Here is a 26,591-nt window from a genome sequence, read left to right as displayed (position 1 = left end):
TCTCCTTATGCCGCCTTGCGGCCGGCAGCAGCCTTGACGACCGGAATCGTCCTGGCGTCGCGGATCTGCAGATCCGCCGCGACCTTGCCGCGCCGGCCGTCCTCGAACTTGACCTCGGTCTCGATGTACTGCGAGGCCTTGCCGCCGTACAGCGCCTCGATGAGGACGGCGTACTTCTCCGAAATGAAGCCGCGACGGACCTTGCGCGTGCGCGTCAGCTCGTCGTCGTCGGGATCGAGCTCCTTGTGCAACACGAGGAAGCGATGCACCTGCGAGTCGGCAAGCATGCCTTCCTGCACCAGCTCGGTGTTGATCTTCTCGACGCACTCCTGGATCAGGTCGTAGACCTCGTTCTTGCCGGCGAGGTCGGCGTAGCCGGAGTAGGCGATGCCGCGACGCTCCGCCCAGTTGCCGACGGCGCCGACGTCGATGTTGATAAAGGCGCAGACCTTGTCGCGGTCGTGGCCGAAGCAGACGGCCTCCTTGATGTGCGGGAAGAACTTCAGCTTGTTCTCGATGTAGTTCGGCGCGAACATCGCCCCGTTGGCGAGCTTGCCGACGTCCTTGGCGCGGTCGATGATCTTCAGGTGGCCGTCGTCGTCAAAGAAGCCGGCGTCGCCGGTCATGAAGTAGCCGTCGGCGTTGATCGACTCGGCGGTGGCGTCGGGACGCTGGTAGTAGCCCTTCAGCAGCATCGGCCCCTTGACCAGGATCTCGCCGTTGTCGGCGATCTTCACCTCCACCCCCGGCGCCGGCATGCCCACCGAATCGAGCTTGATCTGGCCGTCCGGCTGCAGGCAGACGTAGGCGCAGGTCTCGGTCTGGCCGTAGAGCTGTTTCAGGTTGATGCCGATCGAACGGTAGAAGCGGAACAGGTCGGGACCGATCGCCGCGCCGGCGGTGTAGGCGACGCGGATGCGGCTCATGCCGAGCACGTTCTTCAGCGGACCGTAGACCAGCAGGCTGCCGAGCGCATAGAGCAGGCGGTCGCCGAGCGCGACGCTCTTGCCGTCGAGAATCTCGGCGCCGCAGCGGCGGGCGACGTCCATGAAGAAATGGAACATCTTCTGCTTGATCGCGCCGGCGTCCTCCATGCGGATCATCACCTGCGTCAGCAGGTTCTCGAACACCCGTGGCGGCGCGAAGTAGTAGGTCGGCCCGATCTCGCGCAGGTCGGTCATCACCGTGTCGCCGGACTCCGGGCAGTTGATCGTGAAGCCGGCGACATGCGCCTGCGCGAACGAGAACAGGTGGTCGCCGACCCAGGCCATCGGCAGGTAGGAGAGGATGTCCTCGCCGTCGGTCAGCTTGTCGAACTCGCAGCCGCCGCGCGCCGAGGAGATGAAGGCGTGGTGCGTCTGGCAGACGCCCTTCGGCTTGCCGGTGGTGCCCGAGGTGTAGAGCATCACGCTGACGTCGTCGGCCTGCCCCTGCTCGACCTCGCTGTCGAGGAAGTCCGGATGGTTCTGGTTGTGGATCCGCCCCATCGCCATCAGCTCTTCGATGTCGTGCAGGAAGGGCTGGTTGTAGTGGCGCATGCCGCGCGGATCGTCATAGACGATGTGCTCGAGCGCCGGCAGCTGTTCCTTGATCTCGAGCAGCTTGTCGACCTGCTCCTGATCCTCGGCCAGCGCGAAACGGACGCCGGCGTCCTGCAGCACGAACAGCATCTCGGCACCGACCGCGTCCTGGTAGAGCGGCACCGGCACGCCACCGAGGCACTGCACGGCGGTCATCATCATGTACAGCCGGGGACGGTTGTCGCCGATGATCGCGAGGTTGTCGCCGCGCTTGAAGCCGAGCGCGGCGAGGCCGCAGGCGAGCGCGCGCACGTGTTCGGCGACGTCGCCCCAGGTCCACGATTGCCAGATCCCCAGATCCTTCTCGCGCATGGCAACCCGATTGCCGCGCACCTGGGCATGGTAGAACAGCAGGCGTGGAAAGGTATCCAGCGCCCTGGAAGCCGTGTCCGGCATATTGTCTCCTCCGTTATTTCGGCCACCGTTCGGCACCCGCGCCGCCGGCAAAGCCACTCATGTTATGCCGTCCTCATCGTCTCCGCCAGACCTCGCCGAACGATGCCGGCAGGCGCCTGGAAAACGGACCGGAGGACGGTCCCGGGAGCCCGGAAAAGCCCCCTTGATGCGTCGCAGTTTATCCACTGTCCAGGTCTATAATTGTCGCCATCCCGACAATTCGAAAAATATTTTCATGCCGACGCTGGAAGCCGCGCTGCGCAATTCGACCTGGGGCAAAACGCTCACCGAAGAGGAGTTCGCGCGCGCGCTGGCAGGCACCTGCGAACGCACGATCGAAACCGGCGCCTTCGTCTGCATGAAGGGCGAGCCGGTCGACCACTGGATGGGGGTCGTCGACGGCCTGGTGAAGATGACCAGCAACTGGGTCACCGGCAAGACAACGACCTTCACCGGGCTGGCTGCCGGCGGCTGGTTCGGCGAGGGCTCGCTGCTGAAGAAGGACGTGCGCAAGTACGACGTGATGGCGCTGCGCACCTCGCGCATCGCCTACCTGAACCGCAACACCTTCCTCTGGCTGATGGACCACAGCATCCCGTTCAACCGCTTCCTGATCACGCAGCTGAACGAGCGCCTCGGCCAGTTCATCGGCATGATGGAGAACGAGCGCCTGCTCGACACCGACGCGCGGCTGGCGCGCAACCTGGCGGCGATGTTCAACCCGGTGCTCTATCCGGGCACCGGCCCCGAACTGCAGATCTCGCAGGAGGAGATCGGTTTCCTCGCCGGGCTCTCGCGGCAGCGCGTGAACCAGGCGCTGAAGGCGCTGCAGGAGGCCAACCTGCTGCGCCTCGAGTACGGCAAGCTGACCATCCTCGACCTCGACGGCCTGCGCAACTACGGCGGCTGATCCGCAGCAGCCGGAACCCCGCATGAAACGACAACTGATCCTCGCCGCGCTGCTGCTCGCACCGCTCGCCGCCCCTGCCGCCGAAGCGCCGGAGATCGTCGCCGGCACCTGCGCCAAATGCCACGGCGCCGACGGCATCGCCGCAGCACCGGCGACGCCGCACCTCAACGGCCAGCTGCCCAACTACCTGGCCGAGACGATGCAGAAGTTCCAGAGCGGCCGCCGGCCAACGTCGGTCGCCGACCACATCCCGGCGACGCTCGGCGCCGAGCAGCTCGCCGCGATCGCGGCACACTACGCCGACAGCACAGCGATCCGCCCGAAGCAGGAGACCGACGCAGCCAAGGTGCAACGCGGCAGCGCGCTGTACTTCAGCCGCTGCGTCGACTGCCACGCCGAGTCGGGCCGCGTCGGCGACGACGACGCGCCGATCATGAACGCGCAGGAGCTGACGCACCTGCTGACGCAGATCAAGGCCTTCACCGACGGCAAGCGCAAGTTCGTCTCGCTGATGCGCGATTCGTACCGCGACCTGGGCACGGACGACCTCGAGTCGATCGCCCATTACCTGGCGTCGATAGAGCAGTACGAGAACCCGGGCAAGAAAAAGAAGAAGAAGCGCCGCTGAGTCCGGCGCGGCGGATTCAGAACACCAGGTCGAGGCGCATGCCGGCCACCGTCACCGGGCGCGCCGCGTCGCTGCCGCCGGGACGACGGATGCGCTGCAGATCCGGCTGCCAGGCCACCCCCGGCGCCAGCTCGAAACGCCACGACAACTCGAACGCTTCCTCAGCCTTCCCCATCCCCGGCTGCACCTGCCGGTACTTGTCGGCGACGCGGCCGCGCGTCCAGCCGAAGGCCAGCGTATCGAGCGGCCGGCCGGCGAACGGGCCGCGCACGCGCAGGCCGAGATTCCAGCTGCGGTCGATCGCGGTCGTGTCGGGACCGGCGAAGGTGTAGCGGGCAAAGGCCGACACGTGGCGTGCCGGATCGTCGCCGAGCCCCCACAGCGTGCGCTCGGCGAGCAGGTAGCCGCCCTGCGCCCGCCGCCCGCGCGATCCCCCCGCGGCATCGTCGTCGGCGAGATCGGGGCGCTGCGCGCTGTAGCGCCAGAGCCCCAGCGCATACTTGCTGACGCCTTCGTAGCGCTCGTGGGCCGCCTGCGCCTGAGGCAGACGGACCTGCGCCGGGTCGGTCGGCTCGAACGCATGGCCGCTCTCCAGCGGCATCCAGCCGAGCTCGGCAATGGCGAAAGCGCCGTCGCGGCGGGACAGGCGCACGGTACTGCGGCGCGGGTGCGCGGGATCGTTGGGCACGCCGTCGAGCAGCGCGCCCTGCGCATAAACACTGCGGTCCGGCGACAACCATTTGGCGCGCACCCCGAAGGCCGCGTTGTTGAACACCGACGGCGTATCGGTCAGTGCCAGGTCGGCCGGCGTGCCGTAGGCCGGGTGCAGCAGCGTCGCCGCCGACTCCAGTGCGAAGAATTCGGAATCGATCGGATAGATGCCGGCGAGCAGCGACCAGCGACCGTCGGCAAAACCCTTCTGCAACCAGGCATGGAACAGGCGTGCGGTCGGCACCGCCACCTCGATGTTGGACACGCCCATCAGGCTACCGATGCGCGCGTTCGGCCCGGCGCCGCGGTTGTCGATCACGTTCACGTAGGCAATGGTGTCGCCCCAGCCGAGCAGCCGCTCGAGATCGGCGCGCAGCTTGAGGTCGAGGTGGCTGATCGTGCGCGTACCGTCACGCTCGGCGCCGCGCGTGCGCAGGGCGTCGACCTTGAGCCCCGCCTCCCATTGCCAGCCCGCCGACCAGGTGGCCGAGCGAAGGCCGCCCCAGTCGCCGGTCAGCGTGCTCGCCGCGAAGTCCGGCGCGTCGTCGGCATGCGCCGTCGGAGACAGCACGGCGAGTGCGACGAGCAGCGCTGCGGCCACTGGGCAGACGACAGGATCGAGCAAGTGCATGAGGCTCCGGAGGAAATGAAACCGAAATCGATTCTACTCGCAAAAAAAAGCCGGCATTACGCCGGCGAAGACTCACTACGAGGGTAAATCCGGGATCGTGGCGTCAGCGCATCAGCTTGCCGCTCTTGCTGACGATGGTCACTTCCGCGAAGCGCGAGCCGAGGCGGCTGCCCGGCGCGTAATTGACGACGAAACCACCGGCGTCGTATTCGCGCAGCGACTCCAGCGCCGCCACCAGCTTCTCGCGCGTCGGCTGCACGCCGGCGCGGCGCAGCGCCTCGACCATGACCTTGGCGGCGACGAAGCCCTCCAGCGTCGTATAGGTGACGCCGGCCGCGGGCAGCAGCGCCGCCGGCAGCTGACGCATCTCGCGCACCACCGGTGCCGTCGCGTTCTCCGGGAAGGGCACGACCTGCGAGATGGCGATGCCGGCAGCGGCGGCGCCGAGCTCGGCGTGCAGCGCCTTGAGGCCGACCACCGACAGTGCGAAGAACTGCGGCACGCGGCCGGCGGCACGCATCTGCTGGACGAAGGCGGCGGTCGGCTTGTAGGTGCTGACCATCACCACCGCCTGCGGGTCGGCGGCGCCGATCGCGCGCACCGCCTCGCCGACGTCGTTCCTGGTCTTGTCGTAGACGCCGGTCGCCGCGACCTGCAGCCGGCGCCTCGCCAGCGCCGCCTCGACGCCGGCGAGGCCGGCCTTGCCGAAGGCGTCGTCCTGGTAGAAGACGGCGATGCGGTTGATGCCGAGCGTGGTCAGCTGGTCGACGATCTTCTCGGTCTCGTCGCCGTAGCTCGCGCGCAGCCAGAAGGTGGTCGGCGACGGCTGTGCGCGCAGGCCGTCGGCGCCGGTATAGGGCGCCAGCGACGGCACCCCGCGCTCGTTGACCAGCGGCAGCAGCGCCGCGTAGTTGGCGCTGCCGAACATCCCGAAGAAGGCGAAGACGTCGTGCTCGTCGAGCAGCTTCTTCGCATTGTCGACGCTGCGGTCGACGACGTAGCCGTCATCCAGCGTCAGCAGCTCGATGCGCCGGCCGTGCACGCCGCCCTTGCCGTTGATCCACTTGAAGTAGGCCAGCGCGCCGTCGCGGTATTCGGTGCCGAGTTCGGTCAGCGGGCCGGACAGCGGCAGCGACTGGCCGAGCTTGATCGCGCCGCCCGGCTGCGCCGCGGCGAGCGTCGCGACGAGCAGGGCCAGCGATGCCAGCGCCCTTGCCAGGACGCGATGCAGGTGCTTCATGGACTGTCTCCTCCGGTAAGGCAGCCTGCCGCGCAACGAGGCGCAGGGCGGGGCTCGCTTCGTGGCGCCTCCCGGTCTGCGCCGGATTGAGGACTGCATATGGGACTCTAGGGCGTCGCCGGCGGCGAGTCTGTCGCCGGAAGGACAATTGCACCGTATGGCCGGCACGAACGAACCGCGCACCGAAAAAAAGCGGCCGGCATAAGCCGGCCGAGTCATTGACGAGGGCGATTGCTGTCCGCCTTCGTCCTTACATGCTCCTGCGGTACTGCCCGCCGACTTCGTAGAGCGTCGACGTGATCTGGCCGAGCGAGCAGCAGCGCACCGCGTCGACGAGCACGGCGAAGACGTTGCCGTCGGCGATCACCGTGTCGCGCAGCTTCTGCAGCATCGGGCCGCTCTCGGCCGCGTGGCGCTGCTGGAATTCGCGCAGGCGCTGGATCTGCGACTGCTTCTCGTCCTCGGTCGAGCGCGCCAGCTCGATCTCGACCTGGGCGTCGCCCTTCGGGTTGCGGAAGGTGTTCACGCCGATGATCGGGTACGAGCCGTCGTGTTTCTTGTGCTCGTAGTAGAGCGACTCCTCCTGGATCTTGCCGCGCTGGTAGCCGGTCTCCATCGCGCCGAGCACGCCGCCGCGGGCGGCGATCGCCTCGAACTCCTTCAACACCGCCTCTTCGACGAGGTCGGTCAGCTCGTCGAAGACGAAGGCGCCCTGGTTCGGGTTCTCGTTCTTGGCGACGCCCCACTCGCGGTTGATGATCAGCTGGATCGCCATCGCGCGGCGCACCGACTCGTCGGTCGGCGTCGTGATCGCCTCGTCGTAGGCGTTGGTGTGCAGCGAGTTGCAGTTGTCGTAGATCGCGATCAGCGCCTGCAGCGTCGTGCGGATGTCGTTGAAGTCCATCTCCTGCGCGTGCAGCGAACGGCCCGAGGTCTGGATGTGGTACTTCAGCTTCTGGCTGCGCTCGTTGGCGCCGTACTTGTTCTTCATCGCCACCGCCCAGATGCGGCGCGCGACGCGGCCGATCACCGAGTACTCGGGGTCCATGCCGTTCGAGAAGAAGAACGACAGGTTCGGCGCGAAGTCGTCGATGTGCATGCCGCGCGCGAGGTAGGCTTCGACGTAGGTGAAGCCGTTGGCGAGCGTGAAGGCGAGCTGCGAGATCGGGTTCGCGCCGGCCTCGGCGATGTGGTAGCCGGAGATCGACACCGAGTAGAAGTTCTTGACGTCGTGATGGACGAAGAACTCCTGGATGTCGCCCATCATCTTCAGCGCGAACTCGGTCGAGAAGATGCAGGTGTTCTGGCCCTGATCTTCCTTCAGGATGTCGGCCTGCACGGTACCGCGCACGCTGGAGAGCACCCACTCGCGGATCTTCTGCGCCTCGTCCTCGGTCGGCTCGCGGCCGTTGTCGGCCTTGAACTTGGCGACCTGCTGCTCGATCGCGGTGTTGAAGAAGCAGGCGAGGATGATCGGCGCCGGGCCGTTGATCGTCATCGACACCGAGGTCGTCGGGCAGCACAGGTCGAAGCCGTCGTAGAGCACCTTCATGTCGTCGAGCGTGGCGATCGAGACGCCGGAGTTGCCGATCTTGCCGTAGATGTCCGGGCGCTCGTCGGGGTCGCAGCCGTACAGCGTCACCGAGTCGAAGGCGGTCGACAGGCGGTGCGCCGGCATGCCCTCGGAAACCTTCTTGAAGCGGCGGTTGGTGCGGAAGGCGTCACCCTCGCCGGCGAACATCCGGGTCGGGTCCTCGTTCTCGCGCTTGAAGGCGAAGACGCCGGCGGTATAGGGGAAGGAACCGGGAACGTTCTCCTTCATCAGGAAGCGCAACACCTCACCGTCGTCCTTGAAGGTCGGCAGCACCACCTTGCGGATCTTGGTGCCGGACAGCGACTCGGAGACGAGCCTGGTGCGGATCTCCTTGTCGCGGATCTTCACCACGTACTCGTCGCCGCTGTAGGCCTTGACCGTGTCCGGCCACATGTCGAGCAGCTTCTTCGCCTTCGGGTCGAGCTGGCCGTCCTTCCAGGCGATCAGCTCGTCGAAGTCCTTGGCCGGTTTCTCGCAGCCTTCGAAGATGGTCTTCGCGGTCTTCAGCGACTGGCGCTCGCGGGCGATGATCGCCTGCTGCTCGGTGTGCGCGTGGTAGCTGCGCACGGTCTCGGCAATCTCGGCCAGGTAGCGCACGCGCTTGGTCGGCACGATCGCGCGCGAGCCCGACGAGTGCTTGACCGTCACCGTCGGCAGCTTGCCCGGCTGCAGCGTCAGGCCGAACTCGGTCAGCTTCGGCACCAGCGCCTGGTACAGCGCGGTGACGCCGTCGTCGTTGAAGCGCGCGGCCTGCGTGCCGAACACCGGCATCTCGTCGGCCGGCGTCGTGAACAGTTCGCGGTTGCGCTGGTATTGCTTGCGCACATCGCGCAGCGCGTCCTCGGCGCCCTTGCGGTCGAACTTGTTGATCGCGACGAAGTCGGCGAAGTCGAGCATGTCGATCTTCTCCAGCTGCGACGCGGCGCCGAACTCCGGGGTCATCACGTACAGCGAGGCGTCGACGAAGGGCACGATCGCCGCGTCGCCCTGGCCGATGCCGGAGGTCTCGACGATCACCAGATCGAAGCCGGACAGCTTGCAGGCGGCGATCACCTCGGGCAGCGCCGCGGAGATCTCGGAGCCGGTGTCGCGCGTCGCCAGCGAGCGCATGTAGATGTTCGGGTGCTCGATCGCGTTCATGCGGATGCGGTCGCCGAGCAGCGCGCCGCCGGTGCGCTTCCTGGACGGGTCGATCGAGACGATGGCGATCTTCAGCGTGTCGCCCTGGTCGAGGCGGAAGCGGCGCACCAGCTCGTCGGTGAGCGAGGACTTGCCGGCGCCGCCGGTGCCGGTGATGCCGAGCACCGGGGTCTTCGCCTCGGCGGCGGCCTTGAGCAGGTCCTTCCTGACGTTCTCGCCATAGACGCCGTTCTCCAGCCCGGTGATCACCTGCGCCAGCGCCCGGCGCTCGCCCGAACGCAGCACGTCGAGCACCTGGTCGGCGGCCGGCACGGTGGTGCCGAGGTCGACGTCGCACTGCGAGACGATGTCGTTGATCATGCCCTGCAGGCCCATCGCCTGGCCATCTTCCGGAGAGTAGATGCGGTTCACGCCGTAGGCGTGCAGTTCCTTGATCTCGGCCGGCACGATGACGCCGCCGCCGCCGCCAAAGACCTTGATATTGGCGCCGCCGCCAGCCTTCAAGAGGTCGATCATGTACTTGAAGAACTCGACGTGGCCGCCCTGGTACGAGGTGATCGCGATGCCCTGCACGTCCTCCTGCAGCGCAGCGTTCACGATCTCCTGCACCGAGCGATTGTGGCCGAGGTGGATCACCTCGGCGCCGGTCGCCTGCAGGATGCGGCGCATGATGTTGATCGACGCGTCGTGTCCGTCGAACAGCGAGGCGGCGCTGACGAAGCGCACCTTGTTCTTCGGCTTGTACGGGCTGATCTTCTTGGCGATGGACAGGTCGGTCATGGCAGGACTCCGAAAGCGAATAATTCAGTTCAGGCGTGCCCCGAGGGCACTTCTTCGCGACGTGCTCGCGCACGTCGCTCAGGCGCCGAAGGTCTCCGGCATCTGCAGCGCAACCACTTCGCCGCGGGCGGTGGCGACGCCTTCAGCATAGACGGTCGCCTCGACGACGACCTTGCGCCCCTTGATCTCCTTCACGCGGCCGCGGATCGTGAGCTCAGGCCCGAGCGGCGTCGGCTTCAGGTAGGAGACGTTCAGCGCGCCGGTGACGAAGCGCAGCGGCGGCTCGCTGCCCATTTCGCGTCCCTCGGCGCGATAGGTCGCGGCGGCGGCGGTGCCGGTGCAATGGCAGTCGATCAGCGAGGCAAGCAGGCCGCCGTAGACGAAGCCGGGAACCGCCGTGTGGTACGGCTCGGGGGTGAAACGGGTGACGGTTTCCTCGCCGTCCCAGAAGGTGCGGATGCGGTGGCCGTGCAAGTTCCGGCTGCCGCAGCCGTAGCAGTGCGAGAGGTTTTCCGGGTAGTAGTCCTGAAAGGCTTTCATGCGCGTACGGGCCGTGCGGATTGATCACCCGCTGCATGCTACGCCGCCCCCCTGCGCCCCACCAGTGCGAAAGAAACCCAATTTCGTGCAAAATACGCCAAATGTAAAGGCAGCGACAATTCGCAGAAAATACAGACAAACGGTGGAATTCGGGAAGAACATTGCAAAGCCCGCCAGCACGCGCGGCACGGTGGCGCCCGCCTTCGTCCGCGGCATGCTTGCCGGCGCCGCACACACCGGCCACGACCCGGCGGCGCTGCTCGCCGCCGTCGGCATCGCCGCCGACTGCCTCGCCGACGACGCCGCCCGTATTCCGCTCGCCGACTACGCGGCGCTCTACAACCACGTGAACGCGGTGCTCGACGACGAGGCCTTCGGCCTCTTCGCGGCGCCGATGCGCGTCGGTTGCTTCGAATTCCTGTGCCGGGCGACGATCACCGCACCGCAGCTCGGCGAGGCGCTGGCGCGGGCGATCCGCTTCCTGCGCGCGCTGCTGCCGGACATGGAGATCGGCATCGTCCGCGACGGCGACAGCGCACTGCTGACGATCGCCGAGGGACAGCCGCTCGTCGTTGGCCGGGTGTTCGCCTACGAATGGCTGCTGCGCCTGTTGCACGGTCTCTCGTGCTGGCTGGTCGGCCGCGGCATCGCGCTCGACGCCGTCGACTTTCCCTATCCGCGGCCGGCGCACGCCGACGACTACGCGCAGATCTACACCGCCAACAGCCGCTTCGACGCGCCGCGGCTGGCCGCGCGCATCGCCGGCAACCTGCTCGAACTGCCGATCCGCCGCGACGAGGCGGCGCTGCAGCGCTTCCTCGACGGCGCGCCGGGCAAGCTGACGATGCTTTACCGCAACGACCGCGAGTTGGTCATGCGCGTCCGCGACCACCTGCGCGCGGCGCTGCCGGAGGTGCCCGAGCTCGAGGCGACGGCGGCAGCACTGAGGCTGACGCCGCGTACGCTGAACCGGCGGCTGGAAGAGGAAGGCTCGAGCTTCCGCGCGATCAAGGACGCGCTGCGCCGCGACCTGGCGCTGTCGCGCATCGCCAAGACCGCGCAGCCGGTCGCCGACCTCGCTGCCGACCTCGGCTACGCCGACCCGTCGGCCTTCTACCGCGCCTTCGTCGGCTGGACCGGCGTCTCGCCGAGTGCCTACCGGCGCCGGCTGCGCGACGGCTGACGCGGCGGGACGGCCGAAAAATAGTGCTTGTGCTTCCGCCGACAAGCCCGCATACTGCGCGCCACGGGTTTTATCAAGCAGTGCAACAGCGGCTCAACGCCGTGCCTCGTTTCAGCGGTACTCCAGTTTGGCAGCTCTCCCGTCTTGATTCTCGTAGTCCCGGACATTCGTCCGATTTTCATTTGTTTTAAGGAAAGCTATCAAAATGGCAAACGGTACCGTCAAGTGGTTCAACGACGCTAAAGGTTTTGGTTTCATCACCCCGGCCGACGGTGGCGAGGATCTCTTCGCTCACTTCTCCGCGATTCAGGGCAACGGCTTCAAGTCGCTGCAGGAAAACCAGAAGGTGACCTTCGATGTCGTCACCGGCCCGAAGGGTAAGCAAGCCGCCAACATCCGCCCGGCCGAATAAGCCGCGCGCACTGGCGCAACACGAAGAGCCCGGGACATCCCGGGCTTTTTTGTTTTCTGCGGCTGCTAAACTCGGGAGAGAAACTTTCCGGGGATTGATCATGAGCAGCCACGACGAGCACCACTCCGCCGCACCGGTCACCGGCGTCGGCATCCCGCGGCGCGACGCCTTCGATCCGGCCGCCTTCGAGCGCGCGATCGGCGACCTCCTCGCCGCCTGCGGCATCGCCCCCGACGCGACGCACATGGGCCGCACCGCGCAGCGCGTGCGCGAGCTGTGGCAGAAGCGGCTGCTCGGCGGCTACGACCTGGATCCGGCGGCGGCGCTCGGCGACGGCTTCGCCGACCCGCGCGCGGACATGGTGGTGATCCGCGGCATCGCCGTGCACGGCGTCTGCCCGCACCACCTGGTGCCCTTCCGCGGCGTCGCCCACGTCGCCTACCTGCCCGGCGGCCGCCTGCACGGCTTCGGCCGCATCGCGCGCATGGTCGACGCGATCGGCCACCGCTTCACCTACCAGGAATGGATGACGCGCGACATCGCCGACGCGCTGGTCCGCCACGGCCGCGCCGCCGGCGCCGCTTGCATCGTCGAGGCCGAGCAGCTGTGCCTGCTGCTCGGCGAGGACCGCCGTGGCGACGAGCGCGTGGTGACGCAGGCCTTCGCCGGCACCTTCACCGACTCGGCGCAGTTGCGCAACGAATTCCTGCAAGCCCTGCGGACGGGAGCCAGCTGATCCGACGGACGCCCGCCGCGGCCGACGCGCTCAGCGGGCGTAGTTGAGCAGCCCCGCTTTCAGCTCGAGCAGGTCGAGACGCTCGAAGCGCAGCAGCCGGCCCTCGCGCAGCAGGCCCTCGAGGCGGATGACGCAGGTCTCCGGCGAGCGCCGGATGACGATGCCCTTGATCGTGTAGTGGCGCTCGCCTTCGCCGAGGTCGATATCGAGCGTGACGCCGTCGCCGGGCCCCATCTCCGGCAGCGCCGTCTCGCGGTCGCGGACGCGGATGCGGATCGCCTCGTCGGACATGTCGACGATCGTGCACGGCCCGCTCAGGCGGCCGCCGGCGACCGACACCGTCACCGGCGCGCAGGTTCTGGCGCGGGCCTTGCGACGCTGGTCGGTGACGGCCAGCGTGCTCCACTCGGGGGTGAGCAGGATCATCTTCGACTGCGCGTAGGGGCCGTCGGCCATCACGACCTGCTTGACGACCTCGGTATCCACCGTCGACACGCCCTTGGCACCGGCATTGGACACCAGCGAGATGTAGTTGCCCTTGTTGAACTGGCGGCCGCGGCCGATCAGCGCGCGACGGAAGTAGTCGAGCGTCATTTCCAGGTCGGAGGTGTCGGGCACCAGCAGCTGGAACAGGCGGAGGTCGGCGACCGGCGTCAGTTCGCCGTGCCGGCCGGACTTGAACGCCGCCGGGTAGCCGCGCGCGTCGCGCTCGATCGCCTCGCCGGAATAGACGAATTCGCCGTTCAGGCAGTAGGCCACGATCAGCGTGTCGAAGACGATTTCCTTCTTGAACTCGGGGTAGTAGCGCAGCTTCTTGCCGATCGGGAAGAATTCGATCAGCGTCTTCAGCCGCTCGACGTCGAGCGGCTTCGCCGACGGTGCCGCCGGCTGCCGTTCGCGCCCGGCATCCGCTCCGAAACTGCCCAGAATCGATTTCAGCACCGCCCGTCCTCCCTCGCCCCGTCGCGCTGCAGCATCCCTCCCGGGAGGCCGCCCGGGAGCGCTAGCCTGGAGGTTACTCCACCGTCACCGACTTCGCCAGATTGCGCGGCTTGTCGACGTCGGTGCCCTTGACCAGCGCCACGTGGTAGGAGAGCAGCTGCAGCGGCACGACGTGCAGCAGCGCCGACAGCGCGCCGTAGTGCTCGGGCAGGCGCAGCACGTGCACACCCTCGGAGTCGGCGATCTCGGAGTCGGCGTCGGCGAAGACGAACAGTTCGCCGCCGCGCGCGCGCACTTCCTGCAGGTTGGATTTCAGCTTCTCCAGCAGCGCGTCGTTCGGCGCCACGGCGATCACCGGCATCTCCTTGTCCACCAGCGCCAGCGGGCCGTGCTTCAGTTCGCCGGCCGGGTAGGCCTCGGCGTGGATGTAGGAGATTTCCTTGAGCTTGAGCGCCCCTTCGAGGGCGATCGGGTAATGCCGGCCGCGGCCGAGGAACAGCGTATGCTGCTTGGCGCCGAACAGCTGCGCCCAGGTCTTGATCGCCGGCTCCAGCGCGAGCACGGCCTGCACCGCGGCGGGCACGTGGCGCAGCGCCTGCAGCTCGCGCGCCTCGGCCGCGGCATCGAGGCGGCCGCGCAGCTTGGCCATGACCAGCGTCAGCAGGTAGAGCGCGGCCAGCTGCGTGGTGAAGGCCTTGGTCGAGGCGACCCCGATCTCGGGGCCGGCGCGGGTAATGAAGCGCAGCGCCGTCTCGCGCACCAGCGACGATTCCGGCACGTTGCAGACGGCCAGCGTGCGCCGCATGCCGAGCGCCTTGGCGTGCTGCAGCGCAGCCAGCGTGTCGGCGGTCTCGCCGGACTGCGAGATGGTCACGACCAGCGTTTCCGGATCCGGCACCGACTCGCGGTAGCGGTACTCGCTGGCGATCTCGACCGCACACGGGATGCCGGCGATCGCCTCCAGCCAGTAGCGGGCGACCAGCCCGGCATGCCAGCTGGTGCCGCAGGCGAGAATCAGCACCTGGCGCACGCCCTTCAGCAGCCCCTCGGCGTCGGCACCGAAGAGGCCCGGCTGCAGCGACTTGGCGGCACCGACCATTTCCAGCGTGTTGGCCAGCGCATCGGGCTGCTCGAAGATTTCCTTCTGCATGTAGTGGTCGTAGGTGCCGAGCTCGACCGCATCGGCCGAGAGCTGCGATTCGATCACCGCGCGCTCGACCGACGTGCCGTCGATGCGGGCGATGCGCACGCCGTCGCGGCGGAGCTCGGCGCAGTCGCCGTTCTCGAGATAGACCATGCGCCGCGTCACCTGCAGCAGCGCCGACGCGTCGGACGCCGCGTAGTGGCCGTCGTCGGCGAGGCCGAGCAGCAGCGGCGAGCCTTCGCGGGCGACGATCACGCAGCTGGGATCATCCTCGCGCATCACCGCCAGCGCGTAGGCGCCGTGCAGCTCGGCAAGCGCGGCGCGCACTGCGGCGAACAGGTCCGGTACGCTGCGCAGCTTCTTCTCGACGAGGTGGGCGACCACTTCGGTGTCGGTGTCCGACGTGAACACGTAGCCGTCGGCCTTCAGCTGCTCGCGCAGCGTCTCGTGGTTCTCGATGATGCCGTTATGCACCACCGCGAGGCCGCCGGAAACGTGCGGATGCGCGTTGCGCTCCGACGGCACGCCGTGCGTCGCCCAGCGCGTGTGGGCGATGCCGGTCGCCCCTTCGGTCGCGCCGGCGTCGGCCTGTGCCGCCAGCTCGGCGACGCGGCCGACCGCACGCAGGCGGTGCAGGCCGCCGTTCAACACGGCCAGCCCGGCCGAGTCGTAGCCGCGGTATTCGAGCTTGCGCAGGCCTTCGAGGAGAACGGGAACGATGTTGCGGTTCGCGACCGCGGCGACGATGCCACACATGGATCAGCTCACTTTTTCGGTTGCTTGACGGGGCGCTGCCAGCCGGACAGGCTGACCTGCTTGGCGCGCGAGACGGTCAGCGTCTCCGGCGGCGCATCCTTGGTCAGCGTCGTGCCGGCGCCGAGCGTGGCGCCGCGGCCGACGGTGACCGGCGCCACCAGCTGGGTGTCGGAGCCGATGAAGGCATCGTCCTCGATCACCGTCAGGTGCTTGTTGGCGCCGTCGTAATTGCAGGTGATGGTGCCGGCGCCGATGTTCACGCGCTGACCGACGCGGGCGTCGCCGACGTAGGCGAGATGGTTGGCCTTCGACTGCGCGGCGATGGTGCTGTTCTTCACTTCGACGAAGTTGCCGATGTGCACCTCGGGGCCGAGTTCGGCGCCGGGTCGCAGCCGCGCATACGGGCCGACGACGCAGTCCGGGCCGACGATGGCATCCTCGAGATGGCTGAAGGCGGCGATGCGTGCGCCGGCGCCGATGCTGACGTTCTTCAATACGCAGTGGGGGCCGATGTCGACGGCGTCGGCCAGTTCGACGCGGCCTTCGAACACGCAATTGACGTCGATCGCGACGTCGCGACCGCAGGACAGCTCGCCGCGTACGTCGAGGCGCGCCGGATCGGCGAGGCGGACGCCGGCCTCGAGCAGCTGCTGCGCAAGCCGCCGCTGCTGGATGCGCTCCAGTTCGGCGAGCTGCACCTTGCTGTTGACGCCGAGCACCTCCCACTCGCCCTGCGGCTGCACGGCGACGACCGGCACCCCCTCGGCGACGGCGGCGGCGATGACGTCGGTCAGGTAATACTCGCCCTGCGCGTTGTCGTTCGACAGCCCGGTCAGCCAGCCGGCGAGGCGCGCGGTCGGGATTGCCATGATGCCGGTGTTCACCTCGCGAATGGCGCGCTCCTCCGGCGTCGCATCCTTCTGCTCGACGATGCGCACGACGCGGCCGCCGGCGTCGCGGACGATACGGCCGTAGCCGGTCGGGTCGGCGAGCTCGACGGTGAGCACGGCCAGCCCGTCGCGCGCGGCGTGCAGCAGACGGCGCAGGGTCTCCGCCTGCGTCAACGGCACGTCACCGTAGAGCACCAGCGTCACGCCGTCGCCGCCGAGCTGAGGCAGCGCCTGCTGCACGGCATGGCCGGTGCCGAGCTGCGGCGACTGCAGCGCCCAGCCGAGGTCGGCGTCGGGCAGCGCGGCGCGGACGGCATCGCCGCCGTGGCCATAGACGATGCACAGGGCGGCCGGCTGCAGCGCGCGCGCGGTGTCGATCACGTGCCGCAGCAGCGGCTTGCCGGCGACCGGATGCAGCACCTTCGGCAGATTGGAATGCATGCGCTTGCCCTGGCCGGCAGCGAGGATGACAACGTTGAGGTTCATGACGTATACGGGGAACGGTTGCGGGCGGCGCCGCTCAGCGCCGCGCCGCAGAACGGGGAGGCGTCGCCGTCAGGCGGTCTTGCGCTCTCCCTGCGACAGGATTTCGCCGAGCATCTGCTTGCCCTTCGGCGAGACGTACCAGTGCAGCACGTTCTTGTCGCTGATCCGGGTTTCGATGATGCCGAGGCTCTTGAGCACGGTCAGGCGGTTGCTGACCAAGTCGCGCCCGAGGCCGGTCTTGTCGGTGAGGCCGACGAGGTTGCCGTAGACGTAATTCTCCTCGGCGATCGCGCGCAGGATCTCGACGTCGTTGTAGGACAGCGACTCCTTCGCCGGCTCCACCTTGGCGACCGGTTCCAGCGGCACCGCCGCCGGCTCCTCGCGGACGGCGACCGGCACCTCGCCCTGCTGCTGCTTCAGCTGGCCGACCTCGCGCTTGACCTGGTCGAGCTGCGCCAGCAGCTTGTTGGCGGCGTTTTCGAACAGGCGGCGGGAGGCGACCACGTAGATCAGGCAAAAGCCGGCGAAAACGAAGAAGTCCACCGGCCGGGTACGCGCCGCCTCGAGCAGGTTGCTCGAGATCATGTTCAGGAACAGCGGCACGGTCAGCGCGGCGATGACGCCGAGGACCGCGTACTTGAGGCCGTCGCGCGAGGAAAGCTCGCCCTGGCGATCGGAAAGAAAGTAGTTGGCGACGCCGCCGAGGATGCCGGTCAGGATCATGATGCCGAGCACCATCAGCATGTAGCCGTCGAGGCCGCCGACCATCCCGGTCACCTGCAAGGACTTCTGCAATTCCGTATTCATATGGACCTCCCGGCCAGAGTATGCGTAACTATGCCACAAGGGCGTCTGCCGAAAAAGAAAAAACCCCGCAACGGCAAGGCCGGCACGGGGTTTTCGCGGTCGCTGCCGGCAGCGGTCAGCGCGGCAGTTCCGATTTCCCCATCAGGAAGGCGTCGACCTCGCGCGCGCACTGGCGCCCCTCACGGATCGCCCACACCACCAGCGACTGGCCGCGGCGCACGTCGCCGGCGGCGAAGACCTTGGCAACGCTGGTCGCGTAGCAGCCGGTGCCGTCGGTGGTCGCCTTGGCGTTGCCGCGGCCGTCCTTGGCGACGCCGAAGGCGTCGAGCAGCGACGCCACCGGGTTGGTGAAACCCATCGCCAGGAAGACGACGTCGGCCGGCAGCTCGAACTCGGAGCCGGGCACTTCGCTCATCCTGCCGTCCTTCCAGTCGACGCGGACGGCCTTCAGCGCCTTGATGCCGCCCTTGCCGTCGCCGACCAGTTCCTTGGTCGCCACGGCGAAGTCGCGCGCCACGCCCTCCTCGTGCGACGACGAGGTGCGCAGCTTGATCGGCCAGTACGGCCAGGTCAGCGCCTTGTTCTCGTGTTCGGGCGGCATCGGCATCAGCTCGAACTGGGTCACCGATGCGGCGCCGTGGCGGTTCGAGGTGCCGACGCAGTCGGAGCCGGTATCGCCGCCGCCGATGACGATGACGTGCTTGCCCTTGACGTTGATCGGGTTGGCACCGTCGCCGGCGACTTCCTTGTTCTGCGGGATCAGGAACTCGAGCGCGGCATGGGTGCCCTTCAGCTCGCGGCCCGGGATCGGCAGGTCGCGCGGCACTTCGGCGCCGGCGGCGAGGATCACCGCATCGAAGTCCTTCTGCAGTTGTTCGGCGCTGACGACCTCGGTCGCGTCGCTGATGATGCCCTTGGGCATGTCTTTCGAGCCGACGACGACCTGGGTGCGGAAGGTGACGCCCTCGGCCTCCATCTGCTGCAGGCGGCGGTCGATGACCGACTTGTCCAGCTTGAAGTCGGGGATGCCGTAGCGCAACAGGCCGCCGATGCGGCTGTTCTTCTCGAACACCGTCACCGCGTGGCCGGCGCGCGCCAGCTGCTGCGCGGCAGCGAGGCCGGCCGGGCCGGAACCGACGACGGCAACCCTCTTGCCGGTCTTCTGCGCCGCCGGTTGCGGCACGACCCAGCCGTTCTCCCAGGCCTTGTCGATGATGTAGTGCTCGATCGACTTGATGCCCACCGGCTCGACGTTGATGCCGAGCGTGCAGGCAGCCTCGCACGGTGCCGGGCAGATACGGCCGGTGAACTCCGGGAAGTTGTTGGTCGAATGCAGCACTTCCAGCGCCTGCCGGACATTGCCGTGATAGACCAGATCGTTCCAGTCCGGAATGATGTTGTTCACCGGGCAGCCGGTATTGCAGAACGGGATGCCGCAGTCCATGCAGCGCGCGCCCTGCACCTTGGCGTCGTCGTCAGACAGGTGCGCGACGAACTCCTTGTAGTGCTTGACGCGCTTTTCGACGGGTTCATACGCCTCGGAGAGGCGCTGGAATTCGAGGAATCCGGTTGGCTTTCCCATTTCAGGCTGCTTCCTTCTGCTGCTGCGCGGCCATTTCGGTCAGCGCGCGCTTGTACTCGTGCGGATAGACTTTGACGAACTTGTCGCGGAACACGTCCCACTTGGCGAGGATGGCCTTCGCCGTCGCGCTGCCGGTGAACTCGGCGTGGCGGGCGATCAGGTCCTTCAGCTGCTCCTCGTCGGAGAGGCCGCGGTGCAGCGGCTCGCCGTGCTGCTTGGCGGCCGGCAGCACCTTCTCGAGCGCAACCTGGGCGAGGTTGCAGCGGTCCTTGAACGAGCCGTCCTCGTCGAGCACATAGGCGATGCCGCCCGACATGCCGGCAGCGAAGTTACGGCCGGTGCCGCCGAGAACGACGACGGTGCCGCCGGTCATGTACTCGCAACCATGGTCGCCGACGCCTTCGACGACGGCAGTGCCGCCCGAGTTGCGCACGCAGAAACGCTCGCCGCCGACACCGGCGAAGAACGATTCGCCGGCGATCGCGCCATACATGACGGTGTTGCCGACGATGATATTCTGCGTCGTCTGGCCGCGGAAATCGGGTGCCGGCTTGATCACGATGCGGCCGCCGGAAAGACCCTTGCCGACGTAGTCGTTGCCCTCGCCGGTCAGCTCGAGCGTGACGCCCTTCGCCAGGAAGGCGCCGAAGCTCTGGCCGGCGGTGCCGGTCAGCTTGACGTGGATGGTGCCGTCGGGCAGGCCGGCATGGCCGTAGCGCTTGGCGACCTCGCCCGAGAGCATGGTGCCGGCGGTGCGGTTCACGTTCTTGATCGGCAGCTCGATGGTGACCTTCTCGCCCTTTTCCAGCGCCGGCTTGGCGAGCTCGATGAACTTCAGGTCGAGCGCCTTGCTGAGACCGTGGTCCTGCGTCTCGGCGTGCAGTCGCGGCACGCTGGCCGGAACCTGCGGCTGGTAGAAGATCTTCGAGAAGTCGAGGCCCTTCGCCTTCCAGTGCTCGATGCCGGCGCGCATGTCGAGCAGGTCCGAGCGACCGATCAGGTCGTCGAACTTGCGGATGCCGAGCTGGGCCATAATTTCGCGCACTTCCTCCGCGACGAAGAAGAAGTAGTTCACGACGTGCTCGGGCTGGCCGGAGAAACGCTTGCGGAGCACCGGGTCCTGCGTCGCGACGCCGACCGGGCAGGTGTTCAGGTGGCATTTGCGCATCATGATGCAGCCTTCGACGACCAGCGGCGCGGTGGCGAAGCCGAACTCGTCGGCGCCGAGCAGCGCGCCGATGACGACGTCGCGGCCGGTCTTCATCTGGCCGTCGACCTGCACGCGGATGCGGCCGCGCAGCTGGTTCAGCACCAGCGTCTGCTGCGTCTCGGCAAGGCCCAGCTCCCACGGCGTACCGGCGTGCTTGATCGACGACAAGGGCGATGCCCCGGTGCCGCCGTCGTAGCCGGCGATGACGACGTGGTCGGCCTTGGCCTTGGAGACGCCGGCGGCGACGGTGCCGACGCCGACCTCGGAGACCAGCTTGACCGAGATCGACGCCGACGGATTGGCGTTCTTCAGGTCGTGGATCAGCTGCGCCAGATCCTCGATCGAGTAGATGTCGTGGTGCGGCGGCGGCGAGATCAGGCCGACGCCCGGCACCGAGTGGCGGAGGAAACCGATGTACTCGGAGACCTTGTGGCCGGGCAGCTGGCCGCCTTCGCCGGGCTTCGCGCCCTGCGCCATCTTGATCTGGATCTGGTCGGCGTTGACCAGGTACTCGGTGGTGACGCCGAAGCGGCCCGAAGCGACCTGCTTGATCGCCGAGCGCAGCGAGTCGCCGTCCTGCATCTGGTAGTCGCGTTCGATACGCGTCTTGCCGACGATGTCGGAAAGCATCGTGCCGCCCTTGACCGGGGCGAAACGCTTGGCATCCTCGCCGCCTTCGCCGGTGTTCGACTTGCCGCCGATGCGGTTCATCGCGATCGCCAGCGCGGTGTGCGCCTCGGTCGAGATCGAGCCGAGCGACATCGCGCCGGTGGCAAAGCGCTTGACGATTTCCTTCGCCGGCTCGACCTCGTCGAGCGGTACCGGCGGCATCGCCGCCGCCTTGAACTCGAACAGGCCGCGCAGCGTCAGGTGACGCTTCGACTGGTCGTTGATGATCGCCGCGTATTCCTTGTAGGTCGAGGCGTTGTTGGCGCGCGTCGCGTGCTGCAGCTTGGCGATCGCATCCGGCGTCCACACGTGGTCCTCGCCGCGCACGCGGTAGGCGTACTCGCCGCCGGCCTCGAGCATGTCGGCCAGCACCGGGTCGGCGCTGAAGGCCTTCTGGTGCGTGCGGATCGCTTCCTCGGCGACTTCGAAGACGCCGATGCCCTCGATGTTCGAAGGCGTGCCGGTGAAGTACTTCTCGACGAAATCCTTCTTCAGGCCGATCGCCTCGAAGATCTGCGAGCCGGTGTAGGACATGTAGGTCGAGATGCCCATCTTGGACATGACCTTCATCAGCCCCTTGCCGATCGCCTTGATGAAGTTCTTCTCGTACTTGGCGGCCTTCTCGGCATCGCCGTGCGCGAAGTCGCACAGCGTCTCCAGCGCGAGATACGGGTGCACGGCTTCGGCGCCGTAGCCGCCGAGCAGCGCGAAGTGGTGCACTTCGCGTGCCGAGCCGGTCTCGACGACGAGGCCGGTCGAGGTGCGCAGGCCTTCCTTGACCAGGTGCTGATGCACCGCCGAGGTGGCGAGCAGCGCCGGGATGGCGACGTGGTCGGCGTCGAGCTTGCGGTCCGAAATGATCAGGATGTTGGCGCCGGAACGCACCGCGTCCTCGGCGTGCGCGACCAGCGACGCCAGGCGCGCCTCGACGCCGTCCTTGCCCCAGGCCACCGGATAGCAGATATCCAGCTCGAACGAGCGGAACTTGCCGCCGGTGTACTTCTCGATGTGGCGGACCTTCTGGATGTCGGCGAAGGACAGCACCGGCTGCGACACTTCCAGGCGGATCGGCGGATTGATGTCGGAGACGTTCAACAGGTTCGGCTTCGGACCGATGAAGGAGACGACCGACATCACCAGTTCCTCGCGGATCGGGTCGATCGGCGGGTTGGTCACCTGCGCGAACAGCTGCTTGAAGTAGTTGTAGAAGACCTTGTCCTTCGCGGACAGCACCGGCAACGCGGCGTCGTTGCCCATCGAGCCGGTGGCTTCCTCGCCGGCGGCGGCCATCGGTTCGAGGATGAACTTGATGTCTTCCTGCGAGTAGCCGAAGGCCTGCTGGCGGTCGAGCAGCGAGGCCTTGGCCTCGTCCTTCGACTCGGTGACGACGGGCAACTCGTCGAGCTTGATGCGGATCTTCTCGATCCACTCGCGGTACGGCTTGGCGTTGGCGAGCGAATCCTTGAGTTCCTTGTCGTCGATGATGCGGCCCTGGTCCATGTCGATCAGGAACATCTTGCCCGGCTGCAGGCGCCACTTCTTGACGATCTTCTTCTCGGGGATCGGCAGCACGCCGGATTCCGAGGCCATGACCACCAGGTCGTCGTCGGTGACCAGATAGCGCGCCGGGCGCAGGCCGTTGCGGTCGAGCGTGGCGCCGATCTGGCGGCCGTCGGTGAAGGCCACAGCGGCCGGACCGTCCCACGGCTCCATCATCGCCGCGTGGTACTCGTAGAAGGCGCGGCGCTTCTCGTCCATCGTCGTGTGCTTTTCCCAGGCTTCCGGGATCATCAGCATCATCGCCTGGGCCATCGAGTAACCGCCCATGACCAGCAGCTCGAGCGCGTTGTCGAACGACGCCGAGTCGGACTGGCCGGGGTAGTGCAGCGGCCAGATCTTGGCCAGGTCGTCGCCGAGGATCGGCGACGAGATCGCCTGCTCGCGCGCCTTGAACCAGTTGACGTTGCCGCGCAGCGTGTTGATCTCGCCGTTGTGCGCGATCATGCGGAACGGGTGGGCGAGGTGCCAGCTGGGGAAGGTGTTGGTCGAGAAGCGCTGGTGCACCAGCGCCAGCGCCGAGACGCAGCGCGGATCCTGCAGGTCGAGGTAGTACTCGCCGACCTGGTCGGCCAGCAGCAGGCCCTTGTAGACGATCGTCCGCGCCGAGAACGAGGCGACGTAGAACTCCTTGCTGTGCTCGAGCTTGAGCGACTTGATGGCGTTCGCCGAGTGGCGGCGGACGACGTAGAGCTTGCGCTCGAGCGCATCGGTGACGAAGACGTCCGGGCCGCGGCCGACGAAGATCTGGCGAATCACCGGCTCGTTCTTCTTGACCGTCGGCGACATCGGCATCGTGCGCGACACCGGCACGTCGCGCCAGCCGAGCAGCACCAGGCCTTCGGCCCTGACCGAGCGCTCGATCTCCTCTTCGCAGGCGACGCGGCTGGCGCTCTCCTGCGGCAGGAAGCACATGCCGACGCCGTATTCGCCGGCCGCCGGCAGGGCGACGCCCTGCTTCGCCATTTCCTCGCGGAAGAAGGTATCGGGAATCTGGATCAGCAGACCGGCACCGTCGCCCATCAGCGGGTCGGCGCCGACGGCGCCGCGGTGATCCAGGTTTTTCAGGATCAGCAGCCCCTGCTCAACGATCGAATGGCTTTTCTGGCCCTTGATGTGGGCCACGAAACCCACGCCGCAGGCGTCGTGTTCGTTGGCGGGGTCGTACAAGCCCTGCCGTTGAGGTACTGCCGGTTCCATCACGCTTGATTCCTTATAAAACAAGGCGCGGCGCGCATCGGAGGACGCGCCAGACGTCAAAAAAGCCGGCGCGGTGCCGGCTTGCGAATTTTAAGGGCGACTGGGGAATATACAGCGAAACCCGTTGGGGTTCAAGATGTTGCGACGCACCAAAGGAGGGCGAGCAGCCGGCGAAACGGTCAGATCTCGCCGACGGCGAACAACCGCCGATGCTCCTTCATCGCGTAGCGGTCGGTCATGCCGGCGACGTAGTCGGCGACGGCGCGCGGCTGGTCGTCGGCGCGCTGGTATTGCGGGGGCAGCAGGCGGGGATCGGCCAGGAACGCGGCGAACAGGTCGCCGATGATCCGCCGCGCCTTGTTGGTCATGCGCAGCACCTGGTAGTGGCGGTAGAGATGGGTCCGCAGGAAGCGCTTGAGCTCGCGGTTCTCCTCCGCCAGCTCGACCGAAAAGGCCGCCAGCGGTGGACAGGCGCGCAAGGCGTCGATGCCGTCCGGGGCGTGCCGGGCGACGTTGTCGGCGGTCGTCCGCACCAGGTCGCAGACCAGGGTGTTGATCATGCGGCGGACCGTTTCGTGGATCAGCCGACGCCCGGCCAGCTCCGGGTACTCGGCCTCGACGACGGCGATGTGGCGGCGGAACAGGCGCACCTCGCGCAACTGGTCGAGCGAGATCAGGCCCGAGCGCAGACCGTCGTCGACGTCGTGGTTGTTGTAGGCGATTTCGTCGGCAAGGTTGCATACCTGCGCCTCCAGCGACGGCTGCCCGCCGACGAGGAAGCGCTCGCCGACGTCGCCGAGCCGGCGCGCATTCTCGAGCGAGCAGTGCTTGACGATGCCCTCGCGCGTTTCGAAGCACAGGTTCAGGCCGTCGAAGGCGGCATAGCGCTCCTCGAGCACGTCGACGATGCGCAGGCTCTGCAGATTGTGCTCGAAGCCGCCGTGCGCGCGCATGCAGTCGTGCAGCGCGTCCTGGCCGGCGTGGCCGAAGGGGGTATGGCCGAGGTCGTGCGCCAGCGCGACGGCCTCGGCGAGATCCTCGTTGAGGCGCAGCGCACGGCAGATGCCGCGCGCGATCTGCGCCACCTCGATGCTGTGCGTCAGCCGCGTGCGAAACAGGTCGCCTTCGTGATTGACGAAAACCTGGGTCTTGTATTCGAGGCGACGAAAGGCCGTCGAATGGACGATGCGGTCGCGGTCGCGCTGGAAATCTGAACGCATCGCCGGCCGCGCCTCGGCATGGCGCCGCCCGCGCGTCGCGGCGTCGTGCGCGGCATAGGGCGCCAGCTCAGGCATCGGACAGGCGCACCTCGATCGCGCGCGCGATCTGCGCGTCGTTCGCGACGTCGCTGACCACGGCCTGGCCGATGGCGCGATAGAGCACCAGCCGCAGGCGCCCGCCCTCGACCTTCTTGTCGTGACGCATCAGGTCGAGGTAGGTATCGACCGGCAGCGCTGCCGCCTCCGTCGGCAGCCGGGCACGGCGGAGCAGGCGCTCGACGCGGGCGACGTCGGCCGCGCCGATCCAGCCCAGCTGCGCGGACAGCTCGGCGGCGATCATCATGCCGGCGGCGACGGCCTCGCCGTGCAGCCACGCGCCGTAGCCGAGCCCGGTTTCGATGGCGTGGCCGAAGGTGTGGCCGAGGTTGAGCAGCGCGCGCTCGCCGCTCTCGCGCTCGTCGGCGGCGACCACCGCCGCCTTGTTGGCACAGGAGCGGTGGATGGCATAGGCCAGCGCCTCCGGCTCGCGCGCCAGCAGGCGCTCGATGTTCTCCTCGAGCCACTCGAGGAAAGGCAGGTCGCGGATCAGGCCGTACTTGACGACTTCGGCAAGCCCGGCCGACAGTTCGCGGTCGGGCAGCGTATTCAGCGTATCGGTATCCGCCAGCACCAGCCGCGGCTGATAGAAGGCGCCGATCATGTTCTTGCCGAGCGGGTGGTTGATCGCGGTCTTGCCGCCGACCGACGAGTCGACCTGCGACAGCAGCGTCGTCGGCACCTGGATGAACGGCATGCCGCGCTGGTAACAGGCGGCAGCGAAGCCGCCCATGTCGCCGATGACGCCACCGCCCAGCGCGACCAGCGTCGTGCTCCGTTCGCAGCGATGGCGAAGCAGCGCATCGAAGACGAGGTTCAGCGTCTCCCAGTTCTTGTACTGCTCGCCATCCGGCAGCACCAGCTCGATCGTGTCGACCCCGGCAGCCTTCAGCGCCGAAGCCAGCCGGCCGAGATAGAGCGGGGCGACGGTCTCGTTGGTGACGAGCATCACCCGCGGCTGGCGCAGCAGCGGACGCACCAGATCGCCGCGGTCGAGCAGCCCGCGGCCGATGTGGATGGGATAGGAGCGCTCGCCAAGTTCGACGGTCAAGGATTGCATAGGTTTTCGTGCTCGCGGGTGAGTAGCTGGACGACGGCCTGCGCGTTGCAGCGATTGCCGTCGACGACGATGTCGGCGACCTCCCGGTAGAAAGGCTCCCGCGCCGCGAGCAGCTCCTGCAGCCGCCGCAGCGGGTCCGCCACCTGTAACAGCGGCCGGTTCCGATCGTGCCGGGTGCGTTCGTAGAGCTGCGCCGGCGACACGTCGAGATAGACGACGAGGCCATGGTCGCGCAACAGGCGGCGGTTCTCCTCGGCGATCACCGCCCCGCCGCCGGTGGCCATGACGACGTTGCGCAGGCCGGTCAGTTCGCGGAGCACCTGCGTTTCACGGCGACGGAACCCCTCCTCCCCCTCGATCTCGAAGATGGTCGGAATCCGCACCCCGGTACGCGCCTCGATCTCGTGGTCGGAGTCGACGAAGCGCCAGCCCAGACGCCTGGCCAGCACCTTGCCGATCGTCGTCTTGCCGGCCCCCATGAGGCCCACCAG

At 67.6% G+C, this 26,591-nt stretch carries 19 protein-coding genes; 5 read left to right on the top strand and 14 right to left on the bottom strand.

Annotation, left to right across the window (positions count from 1 at the left end; genetic code table 11):
- Positions 1–5: 5 nt before the first annotated feature.
- Complete coding sequence (locus IWH25_RS05870) at positions 6–1,976, bottom strand: AMP-dependent synthetase/ligase (RefSeq protein WP_203388398.1); 1,971 nt, start codon at positions 1,974–1,976, stop codon at positions 6–8.
- A gap of 235 nt (positions 1,977–2,211) precedes the next feature.
- Between IWH25_RS05870 and IWH25_RS05865 the strand changes: the two genes are divergently transcribed.
- Together IWH25_RS05865 and IWH25_RS05860 are read left to right on the top strand one after the other, a co-directional pair.
- The gene (locus tag IWH25_RS05865; RefSeq protein ID WP_203388397.1) at positions 2,212–2,886 is read left to right on the top strand and encodes a Crp/Fnr family transcriptional regulator; all 675 of its coding nucleotides are present in this window, start codon (positions 2,212–2,214) and stop codon (positions 2,884–2,886) included.
- Positions 2,887–2,908: 22 nt separating this feature from the next.
- Complete coding sequence (locus tag IWH25_RS05860; protein ID WP_203388396.1) at positions 2,909–3,514, top strand: c-type cytochrome; 606 nt, start codon at positions 2,909–2,911, stop codon at positions 3,512–3,514.
- Between the two features lie 16 nt (positions 3,515–3,530).
- On the opposite strand, the gene IWH25_RS05855 is transcribed toward IWH25_RS05860, so the two are convergent.
- The 4 genes from IWH25_RS05855 to IWH25_RS05840 form a co-directional block, all read right to left on the bottom strand.
- A complete protein-coding gene (locus IWH25_RS05855) occupies positions 3,531–4,850 on the bottom strand; it encodes a carbohydrate porin (protein ID WP_203388395.1) in 1,320 nt (439 codons plus the stop codon).
- Positions 4,851–4,959: 109 nt separating this feature from the next.
- Complete coding sequence (locus IWH25_RS05850; RefSeq protein WP_203388394.1) at positions 4,960–6,096, bottom strand: ABC transporter substrate-binding protein; 1,137 nt, start codon at positions 6,094–6,096, stop codon at positions 4,960–4,962.
- Positions 6,097–6,346: 250 nt separating this feature from the next.
- The gene (icmF, locus tag IWH25_RS05845; RefSeq protein ID WP_203388393.1) at positions 6,347–9,610 is read right to left on the bottom strand and encodes a fused isobutyryl-CoA mutase/GTPase IcmF; all 3,264 of its coding nucleotides are present in this window, start codon (positions 9,608–9,610) and stop codon (positions 6,347–6,349) included.
- A gap of 78 nt (positions 9,611–9,688) precedes the next feature.
- The gene (locus tag IWH25_RS05840) at positions 9,689–10,150 is read right to left on the bottom strand and encodes a PaaI family thioesterase (RefSeq protein WP_203388392.1); all 462 of its coding nucleotides are present in this window, start codon (positions 10,148–10,150) and stop codon (positions 9,689–9,691) included.
- Between the two features lie 214 nt (positions 10,151–10,364).
- Here IWH25_RS05840 and IWH25_RS05835 point away from each other — a divergent pair, with 214 nt between their 5' ends.
- From IWH25_RS05835 to folE, 3 genes are all read left to right on the top strand, one after another.
- Positions 10,365–11,333 (top strand): AraC family transcriptional regulator, encoded by a 969-nt coding sequence (locus IWH25_RS05835; protein WP_203389163.1) that lies wholly within the window; start codon positions 10,365–10,367, stop codon positions 11,331–11,333.
- A gap of 205 nt (positions 11,334–11,538) precedes the next feature.
- The gene (locus tag IWH25_RS05830; protein ID WP_203388391.1) at positions 11,539–11,745 is read left to right on the top strand and encodes a cold-shock protein; all 207 of its coding nucleotides are present in this window, start codon (positions 11,539–11,541) and stop codon (positions 11,743–11,745) included.
- Between the two features lie 100 nt (positions 11,746–11,845).
- Positions 11,846–12,481 carry a GTP cyclohydrolase I FolE gene (gene folE / locus IWH25_RS05825; protein WP_203388390.1) on the top strand — a complete coding sequence of 212 codons (636 nt, stop codon included), beginning with the start codon at positions 11,846–11,848 and terminating at the stop codon, positions 12,479–12,481.
- Between the two features lie 30 nt (positions 12,482–12,511).
- Here the strand turns inward: folE and IWH25_RS05820 are convergent, their stop codons facing one another.
- The 9 genes from IWH25_RS05820 to IWH25_RS05780 form a co-directional block, all read right to left on the bottom strand.
- The gene (locus IWH25_RS05820; RefSeq protein WP_203388389.1) at positions 12,512–13,423 is read right to left on the bottom strand and encodes a PilZ domain-containing protein; all 912 of its coding nucleotides are present in this window, start codon (positions 13,421–13,423) and stop codon (positions 12,512–12,514) included.
- A 73-nt stretch (positions 13,424–13,496) separates the two neighbouring features.
- Positions 13,497–15,323, bottom strand: a complete 1,827-nt coding sequence (glmS, locus tag IWH25_RS05815) for a glutamine--fructose-6-phosphate transaminase (isomerizing) (protein WP_203388388.1) — start codon at positions 15,321–15,323, stop codon at positions 13,497–13,499.
- A gap of 8 nt (positions 15,324–15,331) precedes the next feature.
- Positions 15,332–16,699 carry a bifunctional UDP-N-acetylglucosamine diphosphorylase/glucosamine-1-phosphate N-acetyltransferase GlmU gene (gene glmU, locus IWH25_RS05810; protein WP_203388387.1) on the bottom strand — a complete coding sequence of 456 codons (1,368 nt, stop codon included), beginning with the start codon at positions 16,697–16,699 and terminating at the stop codon, positions 15,332–15,334.
- 69 nt (positions 16,700–16,768) lie between these two features.
- Positions 16,769–17,506, bottom strand: coding sequence for a YEATS-associated helix-containing protein (locus tag IWH25_RS05805; protein WP_203388386.1), 738 nt, complete (start codon positions 17,504–17,506; stop codon positions 16,769–16,771).
- 115 nt (positions 17,507–17,621) lie between these two features.
- Positions 17,622–19,088: a glutamate synthase subunit beta gene (locus tag IWH25_RS05800; protein ID WP_203388385.1), complete on the bottom strand. Its 1,467-nt coding sequence runs from the start codon at positions 19,086–19,088 to the stop codon at positions 17,622–17,624.
- Between the two features lies 1 nt (position 19,089).
- Positions 19,090–23,724, bottom strand: a complete 4,635-nt coding sequence (gene gltB, locus IWH25_RS05795) for a glutamate synthase large subunit (RefSeq protein WP_203388384.1) — start codon at positions 23,722–23,724, stop codon at positions 19,090–19,092.
- A 179-nt stretch (positions 23,725–23,903) separates the two neighbouring features.
- The gene (locus IWH25_RS05790) at positions 23,904–25,019 is read right to left on the bottom strand and encodes a deoxyguanosinetriphosphate triphosphohydrolase (protein WP_203388383.1); all 1,116 of its coding nucleotides are present in this window, start codon (positions 25,017–25,019) and stop codon (positions 23,904–23,906) included.
- On the bottom strand, positions 25,012–26,100 hold the full coding sequence (gene aroB, locus IWH25_RS05785) for a 3-dehydroquinate synthase (RefSeq protein ID WP_203388382.1): 1,089 nt from the start codon (positions 26,098–26,100) through the stop codon (positions 25,012–25,014). The genes IWH25_RS05790 and aroB overlap by 8 nt, the downstream gene beginning before the upstream one ends.
- Positions 26,088–26,579, bottom strand: coding sequence for a shikimate kinase (locus IWH25_RS05780; protein WP_238999067.1), 492 nt, complete (start codon positions 26,577–26,579; stop codon positions 26,088–26,090). The genes aroB and IWH25_RS05780 overlap by 13 nt, the downstream gene beginning before the upstream one ends.
- Positions 26,580–26,591: the final 12 nt, after the last annotated feature.

Source organism: Azospira restricta, from assembly GCF_016858125.1.
Lineage (GTDB): Bacteria > Pseudomonadota > Gammaproteobacteria > Burkholderiales > Rhodocyclaceae > Proximibacter > Proximibacter restrictus.
The sequence above is the reverse complement of the archived record's forward strand: the minus strand, read 5'-3'. Positions and strand labels throughout refer to the sequence as shown.